General features: G+C 53.0%; 18 protein-coding genes. 10 read left to right on the top strand and 8 right to left on the bottom strand.

Translation table 11 applies throughout. The features are described from left to right. The first annotated feature begins 93 nt into the window (after positions 1-93). From KYE_RS01635 to KYE_RS01610, 7 genes are all read left to right on the top strand, one after another. A complete protein-coding gene (locus KYE_RS01635; RefSeq protein ID WP_008169771.1) occupies positions 94-474 on the top strand; it encodes a hypothetical protein in 381 nt (126 codons plus the stop codon). Positions 475-667: 193 nt separating this feature from the next. After that, positions 668-1969 (top strand): IS1380 family transposase, encoded by a 1302-nt coding sequence (locus tag KYE_RS01630; RefSeq protein ID WP_008169769.1) that lies wholly within the window; start codon positions 668-670, stop codon positions 1967-1969. Between the two features lie 254 nt (positions 1970-2223). Next, positions 2224-2898: a hypothetical protein gene (locus KYE_RS01625; RefSeq protein WP_008169766.1), complete on the top strand. Its 675-nt coding sequence runs from the start codon at positions 2224-2226 to the stop codon at positions 2896-2898. 292 nt (positions 2899-3190) lie between these two features. Further along, positions 3191-3742, top strand: coding sequence for a hypothetical protein (locus KYE_RS01620; protein ID WP_008169764.1), 552 nt, complete (start codon positions 3191-3193; stop codon positions 3740-3742). A gap of 83 nt (positions 3743-3825) precedes the next feature. Beyond that, positions 3826-3987, top strand: coding sequence for a hypothetical protein (locus tag KYE_RS21340; RefSeq protein ID WP_008169762.1), 162 nt, complete (start codon positions 3826-3828; stop codon positions 3985-3987). A gap of 12 nt (positions 3988-3999) precedes the next feature. Then, positions 4000-4275, top strand: coding sequence for a hypothetical protein (locus KYE_RS01615; protein ID WP_008169760.1), 276 nt, complete (start codon positions 4000-4002; stop codon positions 4273-4275). 3 nt (positions 4276-4278) lie between these two features. Beyond that, positions 4279-4581, top strand: a complete 303-nt coding sequence (locus tag KYE_RS01610) for a hypothetical protein (protein ID WP_008169759.1) — start codon at positions 4279-4281, stop codon at positions 4579-4581. Between the two features lie 164 nt (positions 4582-4745). On the opposite strand, the gene KYE_RS21420 is transcribed toward KYE_RS01610, so the two are convergent. Further along, a complete protein-coding gene (locus tag KYE_RS21420) occupies positions 4746-4997 on the bottom strand; it encodes a hypothetical protein (protein ID WP_139043651.1) in 252 nt (83 codons plus the stop codon). A 24-nt stretch (positions 4998-5021) separates the two neighbouring features. On the opposite strand from KYE_RS21420, the gene KYE_RS01600 reads away from it, so the two are divergent. Genes KYE_RS01600 through KYE_RS01590 form a run of 3 tightly spaced genes read left to right on the top strand, consistent with a single transcriptional unit; the run spans position 5022 to position 6939 of the window. Further along, complete coding sequence (locus KYE_RS01600; protein WP_008169755.1) at positions 5022-5618, top strand: hypothetical protein; 597 nt, start codon at positions 5022-5024, stop codon at positions 5616-5618. Next, positions 5618-6109: a hypothetical protein gene (locus KYE_RS01595; protein WP_008169753.1), complete on the top strand. Its 492-nt coding sequence runs from the start codon at positions 5618-5620 to the stop codon at positions 6107-6109. Before KYE_RS01600 ends, KYE_RS01595 begins: the two co-directional genes overlap by 1 nt. Further along, positions 6106-6939: a hypothetical protein gene (locus KYE_RS01590; RefSeq protein ID WP_227497718.1), complete on the top strand. Its 834-nt coding sequence runs from the start codon at positions 6106-6108 to the stop codon at positions 6937-6939. Before KYE_RS01595 ends, KYE_RS01590 begins: the two co-directional genes overlap by 4 nt. A 270-nt stretch (positions 6940-7209) precedes the next feature. Here the strand turns inward: KYE_RS01590 and KYE_RS01580 are convergent, their stop codons facing one another. The 7 genes from KYE_RS01580 to KYE_RS01550 form a co-directional block, all read right to left on the bottom strand. Then, positions 7210-7728, bottom strand: a complete 519-nt coding sequence (locus KYE_RS01580; RefSeq protein ID WP_008169749.1) for an RES family NAD+ phosphorylase — start codon at positions 7726-7728, stop codon at positions 7210-7212. Beyond that, entirely contained in the window at positions 7725-8258 is a 534-nt protein-coding gene (locus tag KYE_RS01575; RefSeq protein ID WP_008169748.1) for an antitoxin Xre/MbcA/ParS toxin-binding domain-containing protein, read from the bottom strand. Before KYE_RS01575 ends, KYE_RS01580 begins: the two co-directional genes overlap by 4 nt. A gap of 458 nt (positions 8259-8716) precedes the next feature. Beyond that, positions 8717-9736 carry a DNA-binding protein gene (locus KYE_RS01570; protein WP_008169747.1) on the bottom strand — a complete coding sequence of 340 codons (1020 nt, stop codon included), beginning with the start codon at positions 9734-9736 and terminating at the stop codon, positions 8717-8719. 398 nt (positions 9737-10134) lie between these two features. After that, positions 10135-10494: a DUF3147 family protein gene (locus KYE_RS01565; protein WP_008169746.1), complete on the bottom strand. Its 360-nt coding sequence runs from the start codon at positions 10492-10494 to the stop codon at positions 10135-10137. A gap of 7 nt (positions 10495-10501) precedes the next feature. After that, a complete protein-coding gene (locus KYE_RS01560) occupies positions 10502-10852 on the bottom strand; it encodes a DUF6488 family protein (protein ID WP_008169744.1) in 351 nt (116 codons plus the stop codon). Between the two features lie 25 nt (positions 10853-10877). Further along, positions 10878-11687 (bottom strand): HupE/UreJ family protein, encoded by an 810-nt coding sequence (locus KYE_RS01555; protein ID WP_008169742.1) that lies wholly within the window; start codon positions 11685-11687, stop codon positions 10878-10880. A 211-nt stretch (positions 11688-11898) separates the two neighbouring features. Further along, on the bottom strand, positions 11899-15000 hold the full coding sequence (locus tag KYE_RS01550) for an efflux RND transporter permease subunit (protein WP_008169741.1): 3102 nt from the start codon (positions 14998-15000) through the stop codon (positions 11899-11901). Between the last annotated feature and the right edge of the window lies 1 nt (position 15001).

Genomic DNA, 15001 nt, shown 5'->3' with positions numbered 1-15001 from the left:
CACAGCGACGTCCACTACATTTACATTGCGCCTTCGGCTACATTCCGTGGGCGCGCATGCTGCAAGCGTTAAATTCAGGGAGGAAACGCGAACATGGAGAAAGTTGTCACAGGCCTGTTGGTGCTCGTAGGCATCATTCATCTTCTGCCCGTTTCCGGGGTGCTGGGCGTGGAGCGGCTGGCCGCTTTATATGGCATTTCCTTGGGGGAGCCCAATATCGAAATCCTGATGCGCCACCGGGCTATCCTGTTTGGACTTCTCGGTCTGTTCTTGGTGTATGCAGCTTTCCAGCCATCGTTGCAAACATTGGCAATTGTCGCTGGCCTCGTCAGCGTTGTGTCCTTCATCGCGATTGCGTGGTCAGTTGGCGGGTACAATGAGTCCGTTCGCAAGGTCGTCATCGCAGACATTGTCGCCATCATCGCGCTCATTGCTGCGGGGGTAATTCATGGCGTCGGTCGCAACCAAATTTAACAAGGCGCAGCAATTCACGGCCTGCGGCCGCCCTTTACATTGCGGCGGCGCCTCCATTTCAAGGGCGCCGTTGTGCGCTGGCGTTATACAGACTAACCCGGATTTCTCATGACGGGATAAAAGAAAGCGGCTGAAAGTGCTATAGTTTCAGGACCTTACACCGTTCACCAAGCACCAACAGCCGCTATCCAAAATGGTACCTGAAAAACTGACCTTCTCGCCACTCTCTCGCCGTCAAATTGAAGCCGACTTCTCCGGTGGCCACATCACCTCCGATGCCGGATTGCTCCTGCTTCGCGAAGTCGACAAACAACACCAACTCACTCAGCGCCTGGCTACGGTTCTGAACGATGCCCGTAATCCGGTACTGGTTCGCCACAAGCTTCAGACCATGATCCGGCAGCGGGTCTTTGGCGTGGCCGCCGGGTACGAAGACCTGAACGATCACGAGGCGCTACGCGCTGATCAGGCACTTCAGACCGCGACCGGTGAAGATGCCATTCTGGCGGGCAAATCGACCTTGTGCCGCATGGAACAGCGCGTGGACCGGCAGGCGGTTGTCAAAGCCCACGAACTGCTGTGGCATCACTTCATTGAACAGCACGAGACTCCACCCAAGGAAATTGTGCTGGATTTTGATGGCACTGATGTTCCGGTGCATGGCGACCAGCCCGGCAAGTTCTTTAACGCCTACTACGATCACCATTGTTACTTCCCATTGTACGTGTTCTGCGGTCGCCATCTGCTAGTGAGCTACCTGCGCACCAGCAACCGAAGCGACAGCCGCCACAGCTGGGCCATCTTGGCCCTGCTGGTGAGGTTCATCCGACAGTTCTGGCCGGATACCCGCATCGTGTTCCGGGGTGACAGCGGCTTTTATCGTCCTCGATTGTTGAGCTGGTGCGACCGGAATCAGGTGGATTATCTGGTCGGTATCAGTAAGAACAGCCGACTGCTCAAGGAGGTAGACGCACCCTCAATGCTGGTTCGCAAGGCTCACGACGAACTGGGTGAAAAAGTCTCCGCCACCTACCGGTTCCAATACCAGGCCCGCACCTGGAAACACCCCCGCTGGGTGGTCGCCCGGCTGGAAGAAGGCGAACTGGGTGCCAACCCCAGGTTCATCATCAGTTCCCGTTACGACGACGGCGTTAAACTCTACTACGAGCAATACTGTGCCCGGGGCGACATGGAAAACCGGATTAAGGATCAGCAGTTGTGTCTGTTCGCAGATCGCACCTCCAGCACGCGGTGGTGGACCAATCAGTGGCGGTTGCTCCTGCCGGGCTTTGCCTACACGTTGTTCGAGCGATTACGGGCCCACCTGAAAAAGACGCCCTTCGAGAGAATGAGCGCCAGTAACCTGCGGCTGAAGCTGATCAAGGTTGGCGCGGTGATCATACGCAATACCCGTCGAATCCGGGTGCTGATGAGTGAGAGCTACCCTTACAAAGACGAACTCTCTGGCCTGGTGCGTCGACTGGTTCCGGGATAGAAGCCCGGGCTCCCCCGGCCCGACTCAATGGGGGAAAGGGGGCCGTGTGTCCGGACAACAGAAATTGATCGATTATTAATCAATCACGGCCGCAAATGAGCGGTCATGGCGATAACCCGCACAGTCTGCGAGACTTGCTGGGGACCTATGAGAAATCCGGGCTAAATGGATAGCATTGGATTGAAATCACTTAACAAAGTGCTGCTGTCGAAAAAATTTTCCGCAGAGCGCGCCGTTAATTGTACAGGGCGTTTATGAGTCAGACGCAGACAAGCCATGTAATAGCCTTTGATGGCAAGATTCCGCTGGAGCTAGCCGAATCTCCAAGTTCTTGGTGGGATATCCTGCTTCAAAACCTGCCATTTTTAATAACTATTCTCATAGTCGTTGCTGCAGCGACTGTAACGTATTTTTCGAATAGATCGGCCGTGGCGTCTCAGAATTCGTTAGCTGAAAAATCAAGGAAGGATGAACACGAGAACAAAGTTTCTGAATTTCGGCATCAATGGCTTCAAGAAGTTCGAGAAACCGGTTCTCAACTTTGCCAAGTGGTACATGAGCTCCATTTCCTATCGGTAAGGCGCAACATAGCTGTTGAGAACAAGCGTGACGCAGCCAATCACGGTGATCATCCGGCCTTTGAAAGGTTTGAGCAGGAAATTGAAAATGTCTTCGGGCCTCTGACCGAGAAGCGCTCTCAGTATTATCGGTTGGCATCAAAGCTGAAAATGCTCTTCAAGCTGAATGAGCCTGAGACGAAGCGACTCTTTGAAGTCCTTGATGGCGTGAAAAGGGACGTATACGACTTCAATACGATGACCCTTAAAGATGAAAAAATTGAGGTCATTGTCGAGGAGCTGCAGAAAATTCTGAAAACAGAGTGGGAGGTCACCAAGTCAAGGACTTGGAGTAAAGCACTTAACAAATAGTTGTAATACGTTCTAGGCCTCCGGCCTTCCACCGGACGCCCATTTCGCTGCTCTGCATGGGCGCCGATAAACAAGCGCGTTACCCCCAAGTCTGAATGTTCGCTTTGCGACCATAGCGTTTGTTGATTTGGGCAAACCGACCGAATAGACCGCTCTTAAATAGACGTCTGTCTCTGAACCCGCTATTCCCACGAAATTCATAACTGCTATTTGCCGACGGCGTAAGGCTCTTGCTCGTGAAGAATTCTGTGAGAAGCTAAGAATAAGTCAATAAAACAGGGACATCGGGGACATGAGTTTCACATCAGAACTGCTCAAGACGGTTAGTTTTCAAGGTCTGTCCAGTACACCGGCTCGCCTGATTGCGGCTGGAGCCTCACTTGTCATCTGGGCTTTGTCAGTGTTTCTTCTGGTTGAACTGAGCTTTCGGTTCGAGGCGGCCGGCATTGCTGATCAGGTGGGATTGGTTTCGGCTTCGATCATCCTCGTTCACTACTCACTATCAGGACGATTCTTGCTGGCGGACATTGCTACCTGGATGGCTTTGCGCACGCCGGTCGGTGTTTTGTACCGGAATGATAGGAAGATCCTCGATAGAGCACGCGAAGTGATCCTTCGCCTGGCTCGGCAACACTCTCTTGCCAGTTTCCTGCCCTACAGCAACATCAACCCCGCGGTTGCGCGCGCCGACGCCTTTGAAGTCTTCAAGCAGCAGGAAGCTGGAACACTTCAGTCGTGGTTGGATGACTCGCAGAATCTGAATACAGCCGCATACCTGGTGTTTCAGATTGCGCTTGTTGAGCAGGCTCTGGCCGCCGGGGACTACCCGAGACCCGAATTTTAAAAGGTCACACTCCGCTGACCTTTTGATCTCCAATTCGTCGAGTGGCCTCAATAGACTGGCAAAAAGCTCAGGAGGGCGCCTTCATGTTCATCACCACACCGTTTATCAGATGGCTCGTTAACCGGCTTTTCCAGTCCGGAAAGATCGACGGCCAGCAGCGTGAGCAGCTTCTGTCTCAGGATCGACAGATCAATGTTGTCATCACAGGCGCCGCACTGGTCCTTTTCGCTTCACTTTTTCTCTGACGGGGTGACCTTTTGACCAATATCGTTCACGCGAACTTCGGCGGCCGGCTTTGTGATGGGCAATTTTTCAATGCCGACGTGTATACGGAAAATCGGACCAAATACCAGTTCGAGGCAACGGCCGATTCAGCCACTGCGGCTTATTTCCGAATTATCGCTCTTGCAGTAAAAGAGGGGATTTCAGTGATTCGGCTGGTGGCGATGTTTGATGGTGTCCTGGCAGACAGAAAAGCTGATCATCCGCCCGTCAAAGTATGGACGCGTCCGAAAATCGCGTCTGGTTTGTAAAAGATGCTTTCCCGCTGGCTTCGCTCGCCCCGGTCATACCCGATTCTCGTTGTCTTGGCTGCTGCGATCGCGATGTTTGTCATCATCCAGATGGGTGACCCGGTCAGCATGACGTTTCCTCTGTTGCTCTTCATCTCCGCGAAGATGGGAATTCTCTTTGCCTGCGTAGAGATCGGGCTTTCTGTAATAGGACTTTATAAAGAGAAAGAACGTGTGTATCGCAGCATCAGTCGAGCAATCACCGCACTGGGCATGTCGATCAGCTTCATGTTGTTGCTTGGCGCGTTTGAGCGGGCTTTAAGGTGAGGGCGGTAACAATGAATGTCATGCGGGTTACCAAATTCCACACTGCCGACGCGGCCATCGAACGAAGTTTATTTCAGTTGCTCGAACACTTTTCTAAGTTTTGCCTGATTGAGTGCAAGAGGCAGAACGTGATTCAGATTCCCTCAGAGTGCCCGGTCCTGGTTTTAGACAATCTGGACCTGGCAAGGGATCCGGAAACCATATTGGGCAGCGTGATTGCCCAATCCCGCCCGCAGGATGTTCTGATCGTTGTTGATCATCAACCAGACAATTGGCTTTTGGCTTCCGCCGGACTGAGACCAGTGGTTCACCTCGTTCTGGGCTCGACAGGCCACCTCCACCATAAACCCAACAGGCACCAGCCCGACGTTCCGGCAACTGCGTCGATTACGACGGCACTGGCTTGCCTGGAACATGCTCGAGCTGCATAGGACGACATCATGAGTGAAACCAATCAAATCGAGGCTGAAGCGAATCCGAAATCGGATCCTTTGGACGCTAGCACCCCCGTTTCATATGACAACGAAGAAGTCGTCTGGGAGGGCAGTCCATCCCAGATAGTGAATCTTGGCAGCTTTATCTTTTGGGGCCTTGTTTTTGCGGCAGCCGGCGTTGGCCTGGTGTTGTGGAACGCAGGCCTTAAAGCGCAATACACACCACTGATCGATCAAGTCGTCAGGTATTCAATCTACGGGCTTCTCATCGTTGGCGTCCTGAACGTTCTCATGTCCTACCTAACTGTGAAGTGTGAGCGGACAGTTATCACCCGCAACAAGATCAAAGAAGCGAAGGGCATTACCTCAATTTTCCGCCAAGAGTTGTTCTGCGAGATGTCAGAGGTCTCGGATATCAAGAGTCCGCCGGCAGGGCTCATGGGGCTGTTCGGTCTGTCCACGCTGGTCCTTGAAACAAAAGATGCGGATCAACCGATCATTCGAATTCGAGCGATTCGAAATCGTGATGAGCTGGTGCAGAAGATTCTGCCGATTTGGCGGAAGCTCAAAATGGACCGCAAAGGCTACTTTGGAGATAAGTGATGAAAAAACTGACCCTGTTGCTCCTTTCGGCAGGCTTGAGCACATTGGCGCTCGCCGATCCCCCTGAATACGACCGAAAGTCTCTGCGTTTGGCAACGGAAGCGAACGCCAGAGAATTGGTTGAAATCTACTACGACAAGGCTGCGGTTGGCTTGTCTGATCGAGATTTAAATGTCTTCTACAGTCGAAAATACCGCCGCTCTTTAAACGAAGTAGTCGCTCAATTGTCTCAGACGACCGGCCAAGGCACTGACATCGAGCAGCATCGTGTTCTCGAACTCGAGCGGATGAATGCAAAGTGCGAGAATCTCATGTTCCAGAACGCCAAAACCTATGGTTCTCAAACCCGGCAATCTGAACTGCATTACCTGGTGACCAACACCTGTGTGGACTACGTTCCGACAATTGCACGCACCATCGAGCTTCGCTACTCAACAGACATCGACAGTTGGCAGATCGACGAGGTAAGGGACCGGGAGCTCGTGAAATGAAGAGGTTAGTCGGCTCTCTTTGTTTGGTAGGTGCCATGATGGCTGGACCGGTCTTGGCCTCCTCTGAAGCTCTTCCTGGTAAGCCGTTCCCAGAGGTTACCTTTGATCTCGTCTCGGAAATTTTCGGTCACAACCTGGACACCAGCGAAGAGCGCCTGCAAACGCTGCTTTTAGCAATCGGCATGGACCACACCACGCCAACGTCACCACATTTTGAGGAAGAGGTTGGTATCCCTTTCATTGTTCATTACGGACCGAATCACTGGGTAAACCGGCTGACCAGCGGGGACATGAGTGTTGATGTCCTGGTCAACAATGCTCTGCTTCTGCTATTTGCTGAAGCGGATATACCGAATCGGGACAAGGCTGCCTATGACCTAATGAAAAAGGCCTCAGAACAAGGATACTGGCCGGCGGACTATTTTGTGGCCGAAACCAATCTTCTGAAGCATTTGGTCAACGGGCCGGACGTTGCCATTCCTATGGCGCCAAGCATTGAGAACAGTGGTCTCAGAGAGGTAGCGCAAGAGACAATGGACGCCTTTAGCCGATGTGCCGAAGTTGGTTTTGCTCCCTGTCGCTACCGGGTTGGCTTTTGGCTCTCCAATTCCAGGCAGACCCTTCACGACGGTTTGAAAGTCCTTCAATCCGCCATTGACGTAAATCTGAAAGACACCCGTTACGAGGACAAGCTTGATGGCGCTCTCGTTGCTGCAGCCCATGAGTTGGCAACGCGGGGTGAAGCAATTGGTTTGGATTCAGATACCGTAAACCAGTACAGACAATTGATTGATCAATACAGCAGGAGTGCGAGCCTTCTTTTGAACTGAATGCGGCAATACCAAGGCAGGTATGAGATGAAAGAATCAGAATTTTACTGTGGTTATTTTACGGCTGATAGGACCGACCAGCACGGATTTGCTACATTGCATGAGGCTGAACAAAAGGCGAGGGCGCTTGCTGCAGAATGCGTAGACCCTGCGATTGCTGTATGGGACCGCTCGGGCAAACCTTGCGTCCTGATTTGGGGATCCCAAGAAATTCGGCGAGTGTGCGATGCACCCTAAGCGATCACTAGCGATTGTCCTTGATGGCTGAGTTCAGTGGTTTTCGTCATCATGGTCAACCGATGATAAGCGCTTTTTCATAATTCCTGTAAGCCGAGCGTCATACCGAAAATCTTCAATCTCGCCAGTCCGCACTTTGTCAAAATCGGGGTGATCTCTAAGCAGCATTACGTTTCGTTCTCCAGGGATTAGGGCGCTAGGTACTGACAGGCCCAAAGACTGTTCGCTGGCAATCCAGTCATCACCGATCGCTACCAAGTCAGGGTGGCCGGGTTCTTGCCAATCATCTGGAAGCACAGAATCATCCAGAGTCATGATTAGCTTCTCCGGCACCTCAACCTTGATCCGTTTGTAGGGGGCAATAACCTGGTCAGGAACATGCACAAGCAACTCATAGGCAGCCAGCGACAGGGATTCCGCTAAATAGACAACTCGACTCCCAGGAGTATTCCAGCGCCCCCCATATCGAAAAGCCCCCTCTCCAGAAAGCATCTGATCAGGAGTCTCGGCGTATTGTGGGTCGCATATCCTGAATAACTTCAAATCACTCATGAAGGAATTCCATGTCGAATCCGTCCGATCAGATTCTCTACCTCACGAGCACCATATTCAGTTTGAGCATGTTCCAGCGGTGTTTCACCTTTGAAGGCGTAAGCAGGACTCTTGAGCCAGTGCCGGGCTGCCTCTCCATCACCATGAAACATATCCGTAGCCAATGCAGCCAAACGCGTGTACCGGTAGACCCGATCGGACTCGACAGACTCGAGCTTACCGTCTTTCCTGCGCCGACTGAAAGTTGCCGATGTAATGTGCAGAAGCTTTAACATCTCATTCTGACGGATGTTGAGGTACTCAACGAGCCGAGATACTGCCGCCGCAGGAAACCCTTCCATAATGGAATGAACGATGTCCGAATTTTCCTTTCGGTGAGTAGAATTTCTGTTAAAGATGATCTTCACCACCAGCTCTTTCTGGGCGCGTAGCTCATCATCGCTTTGCGTCCGCTTTTCAAGCTGAGGCTTAAACACCTTCATTGCTTCGCTGCGGGATTTGTCTTTTCCGCCGGACTCAATAGTTATCATTTGATAAGCTCCAATACTTCATATGATAACAGTATAGAGCCGGAGATGGCCGGAAACAACAACCGGCCCTCGTATCTCCAGCGAAGATTACCCCTTCAAATCCTTCTATCTCTTTGCGATTGGCCGATCAACGCTGAAGCGCCGAGGGCATTGCACTTTCAGGCCGTTACAGAAAGCATACTGCAGCGGTGCTAAACTCCACTAAATCCCGAATACGTCCAAATGAAGCATGCAGAGGGTCGGACGGGATTCTGGAAATATCCGCCAAAGTTGAGATAAGCTATTGATAACAAAACTATTTTCGCTATTCAGAAACCCTTGATCTTTCATTGATACCTTCCCCTACGCTCTTCACGAGGTGCGGCCGGTAATAGTGCTAAATTTAGCCGAATGTTCTGTATATCGTTGATTGCAAGTGGAAATACTGAAAACCTTGTAAGGCTCTGTAGCCCCGTTCCTTAAGTGGCTGGTTTGTCGTGTTGACGCCGCTTTTCAGCCATTAGGCGCTCAATCATATCGTTCTTAACCGATAGCTCAGTCTCCAGTTTGGCCTGGCTGACGGTAAAATCTTGCACCTTGCTTTGCGCCGATTCAAGGCGTTGCGTCAGCTCATCAATTTGCGAGGCCTGGCGCTGAGCGCTGTCGGCGTACTGCTGCAGATCCGTCGTCTGGGTTTGCAATTGCTTATTGGCATCTTCAAGCTTCGCGTCAGTCCGATTAAGCTTCGATTCGAGGTCCTGTGTTGCTTTGCGCGCAGCGCCCAACTCGCTCACCAGGCGCGCGTTATCCTTGTTGAGCTGGGTCAGGTCGCCCTGCTTGACGGAGATTGTCTGGTTTAACGTGCGAATCTCGGCCTGAAGCTGCTGAATTTGTTGCTCATGCCGGCGCTGATCCTGATCCCTCTGCTCTTTCACCGATTCACGATAATGCTCCAGTGCCTCCCGGCTGTGACGGTGCTTTTCCTCAAGGGATTCGATATGAGCCTGCTTTTCCTTGAGCAGCGCCGTCGTGCTGGCCTCGCGCTGACCCGCCTCGTTGAGTTGTTTATCTAAGGCATCGCAGGCTGCGGATTTGGCAGCCAGTTGCGCACTCGTCTCATCAAGGCGCGATTCCAACACTTTCTGCTGATCGCCCAGCTGGCCAGCCTCTTGAGTGAGCGCGGTGCAGCGGTCAGAGAGCTCTTTGATCTGGTGTTCATAGCGGCTTTTACTCTCTTCGACGATGCCGTGGGCCTCTTCCTGAAGGCGCGATGCCAGGCGCGCAATGAGGTCCTTAATGGGCTGGCTCAATAGGGCCTCATCGTCGAGTCTGGTGGACGCCTCCTCCTCCAGCTCTTTGAGATAGCGATGAATCGTTGATTTGGAGCCGGTATTACCGAGCTCTATACGTATCGCGTCAATGGAGGGGTTTTCCCCCCTGGCTAGAACGGCCTGATGGGCCCTGGTCACCAGTGCTTTGTTGATACCGCCACGTGCCATGGAATTCCCTCCTGCTTATTTCGTACTGTATTACGTACTATGTATATACATACAATTTTAGCTCGTGCTTTAGACTTTGTATAGCTTAGATATGACACAGGATAATAATAGATTATCTAATGTTAGGGTGAATTTTCTTCAGCTCGACGCCAAAATGCGTACAGATGGAGTCTATTTAGACACGTTGCAAGAGGCCAAACTGGACGTAATTGTCGAATTGACGCTACAGCGGCTCTGTCAATTAGGACAGCTCTTTTCGATTGTACTCAAGGGAATAACTCAAAAGTGTCTTGCACCGCTCTGAATTGTGCCCACACTACGGGAACCGCGAACGAGGCCAGCGTTACACTCGCCCCGTTTTGCGGATGTTCGTTCGACAAAAACGCTGGTAACACTCCCTACGGCTTCAATTCAATGCCAAGCTGCCCAACCAGTAACGAAAATAGCCAAAAACAGGCTGCGATCACCAAAGCACTGGCTAACAGCGTAGGCCAAAAGCCGATTCGGGGCAGCAACGTCGGAAATATTAAAAACATCGGAAGTGTCGGCACCACGTACCAGAACGTATACCAAGCGTGATTCGCCACTTTTTCTGTCGAGTGCGTTTCTACGTGCAACCAAATCAGCGCCAGAATCGTCACCAACGGTAATGCCGCAACCAAAGCGCCCAGCTTGTCGCTGCGTTTGGCGACCTCGGAAACCACTACCACGACGGCGGCGGTAATCAGATATTTGGTTATGATCCAATGCCATGTCATGTATGCTCTACTCCAAACCGTCGAATTCACCCGTAAAATTTACATCGTAAACTCCCCCGTCACTCGATAGGAGCACGTAAAGTGTTTGAGCTTCAGCCCGATTGGTGACCGATACGATGAAATAACCGCTGCCTTTCTTATGGATTTTTACGGCGTCTTCAGGAACTACCTCCCAGCTTTCGGGAAGCTTTCCGAAGCCTAAGCCTGCGTCTTTTTCGGTTAGTTGCATAGTTGCCGCTCTGCCACGCTCAAGCGCCGATTTTTCTGAAATCGACTTATGGGCATGGTCACTGTGTGCAAGCACCTGTTGAGATCCGACCAATAAAACAAGTGTGAAAATGGCAGTAAAGAGCTTCATAAGGGTTCCTCGAAGTTTAATATGATTAATGGGAGTGGGGTTCACCGTCCTCGTGGCGATGGACTTCAGGTTCACTGGCTTGTTCAGCCGGCTCTTCGCCCTCTGTGTCGGCGGATGGCCCTCGTAATTCGAGGCGTCTTGGGTAGCTCGATAGCGGTGCTTTTTTATCCGCCATGTCTTCGTGGGTATGTTGGTGATCATCCCGGTTGAGCGGAAAATCATCCGGGTACTGCGTGTGCTGAAACCCATGTAACTGCATCAGCAGCAACAGACCACCGGCAAGCATCAGCCCCACGTTGGAAGCTTTGCTGAAGCGCTCAAACGATGCGGTTTTTCGCCACACCATAAGCACGGCCAGCATGATGCTCAAAGCCACAATCTGTCCCACTTCGACGCCGACATTGAACGATAATATTTTGAACACCAGACCATCGTCGCCCAGCGGCAACTGCTGAAGCCGAGTGGACAGGCCAAACCCGTGGATCAAACCAAAGGCAAACACCATCCAGGTCAGGTTCGGGGATTTCATTTGCAAGTGTTTCTGAAAGCCGCCGAGGTTGTCGAAGGCTTTGTAACAGACGGTCAGCGCAATCACCGCATCAATCAGGTAGTAATTGGCGGTAATGCCGAACAGTGTGGCGAACACCAGGGTAATGGAATGGCCGATGGTGAAGGCGGTGATGAACTTGATGATCTCGCTAAAGCGCGTCAAAAAGAACATGACGCCGAACAGAAACAGCAAATGATCGTATCCAGTCAGCATATGGGTGGCGCCAAGCCGGATGTACTCCAGGTAGCCCGCATTGAGTATCCGGGCCTGGTCTTCCGCCGACATGCCATGTGCCTAGGCAGTGACACTGGCAAGGGACAGAATGGCGATCAATAAAATTTAAACATGTTGTTCTCGCTCTTGTCGTGATGATCGAATTCGATCACACATGAATAATTGAATCGAGTGGCGAGCTCACAATTGCGCTATGCCCGCCAGGTTTTCGTTGCGGCGACAGGTTCCGGGCGCGCCCGGAACCCATTCAGGTACGCTGCGTTTACGCTTTCTTGCGATGCAACAGCGCGTAAAGCACCGGGAGTACGAACAGCGTCAACAAAGTCGAGGAAATAATCCCCCCGATCACTACTGTTGCCAACGGTCGCTGCACTTCCGCGCCAGTACCGGTGTTGAGCGCCATGGGAACAAAGCCGAGGCTTGCGACCAAGGCCGTCATCAGTACCGGTCGCAGGCGGATCAGGGCACCCTCGACGATCGCTTTCATCAGGTCGCCCTGCTCGTGCCACAGGTCGCGAATAAAAGCCACCATCACCAGACCATTGAGAACTGCGACGCCAGAGAGCGCGATAAAGCCCACGCCTGCGGAGATCGACAGCGGCATATCCCGCAACCACAGGGATAAAATCCCGCCAGTGAGCGCAAGCGGTACGCCAGTGAAAATAATCAAGGCGTCTTTCACCGAACCGAACGCCATGACCAATAGGCCAATGATGATCACCAGCGTGATCGGTACCACAATGGCGAGACGTGCGCTGGCCGACTGCAGTTGCTCGAAGGTGCCCCCGTAATCCAGCCAATACCCATCCGGTAAATCCACTTCCTGGGCGATGCGCGCTTGTGCTTCTTCGACAAATCCACCCAAGTCGCGGTCCCGCACGTTGGCGGTCACCACTACCCGGCGCTTGCCATTTTCCCGGCTGATTTGGGTTGGTGCCAGTGCCAGCTCCAGCTCTGCCACTTCCGACAATGGCACATAGCCGCCGTCCGGCAAGGGAACGGGCAGAAAGGCCAAACTGTCGATGTCACGCCTCACGGTTTCCGGCAGGCGTACCACTAACTCAAAGCGACGGTCACCCTCGTAGATCAGGCCCGCGTTCTCACCGCCAACACCGGTTGCCACCAGCGCTTGCACGTCTTCGACATTCAGGCCGTAGCGCGATAATGCCATGCGCTTGGGGTGCACCGATAACATCGGCTGCCCCGTGACCTGTTCGACTAGAATATCCTCCGCGCCTTCAACGGTCTCAAGCACCTCCTGAACGGCCTTTGCCGACGCCAACAGTTGATCCATATCATCACCAAACACCTTGATCCCGAGATCAGCCCGAACACCGGAAATCAGCTCGTTAAAGCGCATTTCGATGGGCTGTGTGAACTCGTATTTGTTGCCAGGCAGTTGGGTCACGGCTTCTTCGATCTCCGCCACCAGTTGATCCTTGGTTTTGTCGGGATTGGGCCACTGGTCGCGCGGTTTAATTATCACGAAGTTATCCGCCACGCTCGGAGGAACGGGATCGGTAGCCACCTCCGGAGTGCCGATTTTGGCCACTACCTTATCCACTTCCGGGAACGTTTTCAGCGTCTCCTCCAGCTGAGTCTGCATCGCGATGGATTGCTCAAGTCCGGTGCCAGGAATACGCAGCGCGTGCAGCGCGATATCCCCTTCGTCGAGCTGCGGAATAAATTCCGAACCTAAGGTAGTTGCCAACCAGATACATACCGCCACCAACGCCGTTGCCGACCCCAAAACCAGCCAGCGAAACTTCATCGCGACAAGCAACGCTGGTTTGTACACCGATTTGGCACCGCTGATTACCGGGCTTTCCTTTTCGCTGATTTTGCCTCGAAGTAACACTGCAACGGCGGCTGGCACCACAGTCAGCGACAGAACCATGGCAGATAACAGTGCCATTACTACAGTGGCCGCCATGGGGTGGAACATCTTCCCCTCAACGCCGGTGAGAGAAAAGATCGGCAAGTACACCACGGTAATGATGGCGACACCGAACAGACTGGGGCGAATGACTTCGTTGGTGGCTTCGTACACCAGCTGGAGCCGCTCCCGCAGTGGCAACTGGCCGTTATGCTGGGACTGGGACAACCGCCGAATGCAGTTTTCGACAATAATCACCGCACCATCCACGATCAGGCCGAAATCCAGCGCCCCAAGGCTCATCAGGTTGGCCGATACGCCCGATTGCACCATGCCAGTGATGGTGGCGAGCATGGACAAAGGAATTACCGCCGCCGTGATCAGAGCGGCGCGTAGATTGCCGAGCAACAGAAACAGCACGACGATCACCAGCAATGCGCCTTCGAGCAGGTTCTTTTCCACCGTGGCGATGGCCTTGTCCACCAAAGTCGTGCGATCGTACACCGCCTCCACCTTTACCCCCTCGGGGAGTGAAGGCTGAATGGCCTTCAATTTTTCAGCCACGGCCTGCGCGACTGAGCGGGAGTTCTCTCCCATCAACATCATGGCCGTGCCCAGCACCGTTTCCTTGCCGTCGCGGGTCGCCGCCCCGGTGCGCAGTTCCTTGCCAATGGCCACCTCGGCCACATCACTGACTTTTACCGGTGCGCCCTGCCGATTAGCGATAACCACCTGTTCAATCTCAGCGATGGAGGCCAACTGTCCAGGTGAACGGACCAGCAGCTGTTGCCCTTTGCGCTCGATATAGCCTGCACCGCGGTTGGTGTTGTTGGCTTGCAGTGCGTCCGCCAGTTCATCCATGGTGACGCCAAATTGCAGCAACTGTTGTGGGAAGGGCGTGACGTGGTACTGCTTGTTGTAGCCACCGATGGTGTTGATCTCAATCACCCCAGGCACCTGTGCCAGTTGGGGTTTGATAATCCAATCCTGAATTTCCCGCAGTGCCGTGGCGTCCAACGGACTGCCATCCTCTTGAGTGGCGCCGGGCCGCGCTTCGACCGTGTACATCAAGATTTCGCCAAGGCCGGTGGCGATGGGACCCATTTCCGGCTCCAGGCCCGGTGGCAGGGCATTCTTGATGGTGCCGAGGCGTTCATTGATCAGGTTTCGGGCGAAATAAATGTCCGTACCCTCTTCGAATACCACTGTGACCTGGGACAGACCGTAGCGGGATATTGAGCGGGTATAGGACAAATTAGGCAAACCATACAGAGCCGTTTCCACCGGGAAAGTGATCCGCTGCTCAGCCTCCAAGGGGGAATACCCCGGAGCCTCGGTATTGATCTGCACCTGGACGTTGGTGATGTCTGGTACCGCATCGATCGGCAGGCGCTGAAAGCTCCACAGGCCTACACCGACCAACACCAGAATAAGGGATAACGTTAAAAACCGCCGCTCTACCGAGAAGCGTAAGATGGCATTTATCATC

Source organism: Marinobacter manganoxydans MnI7-9 (assembly GCF_000235625.1).
GTDB lineage: Bacteria > Pseudomonadota > Gammaproteobacteria > Pseudomonadales > Oleiphilaceae > Marinobacter > Marinobacter manganoxydans.
This window is presented reverse-complemented; position numbering and strand designations above follow the sequence as displayed.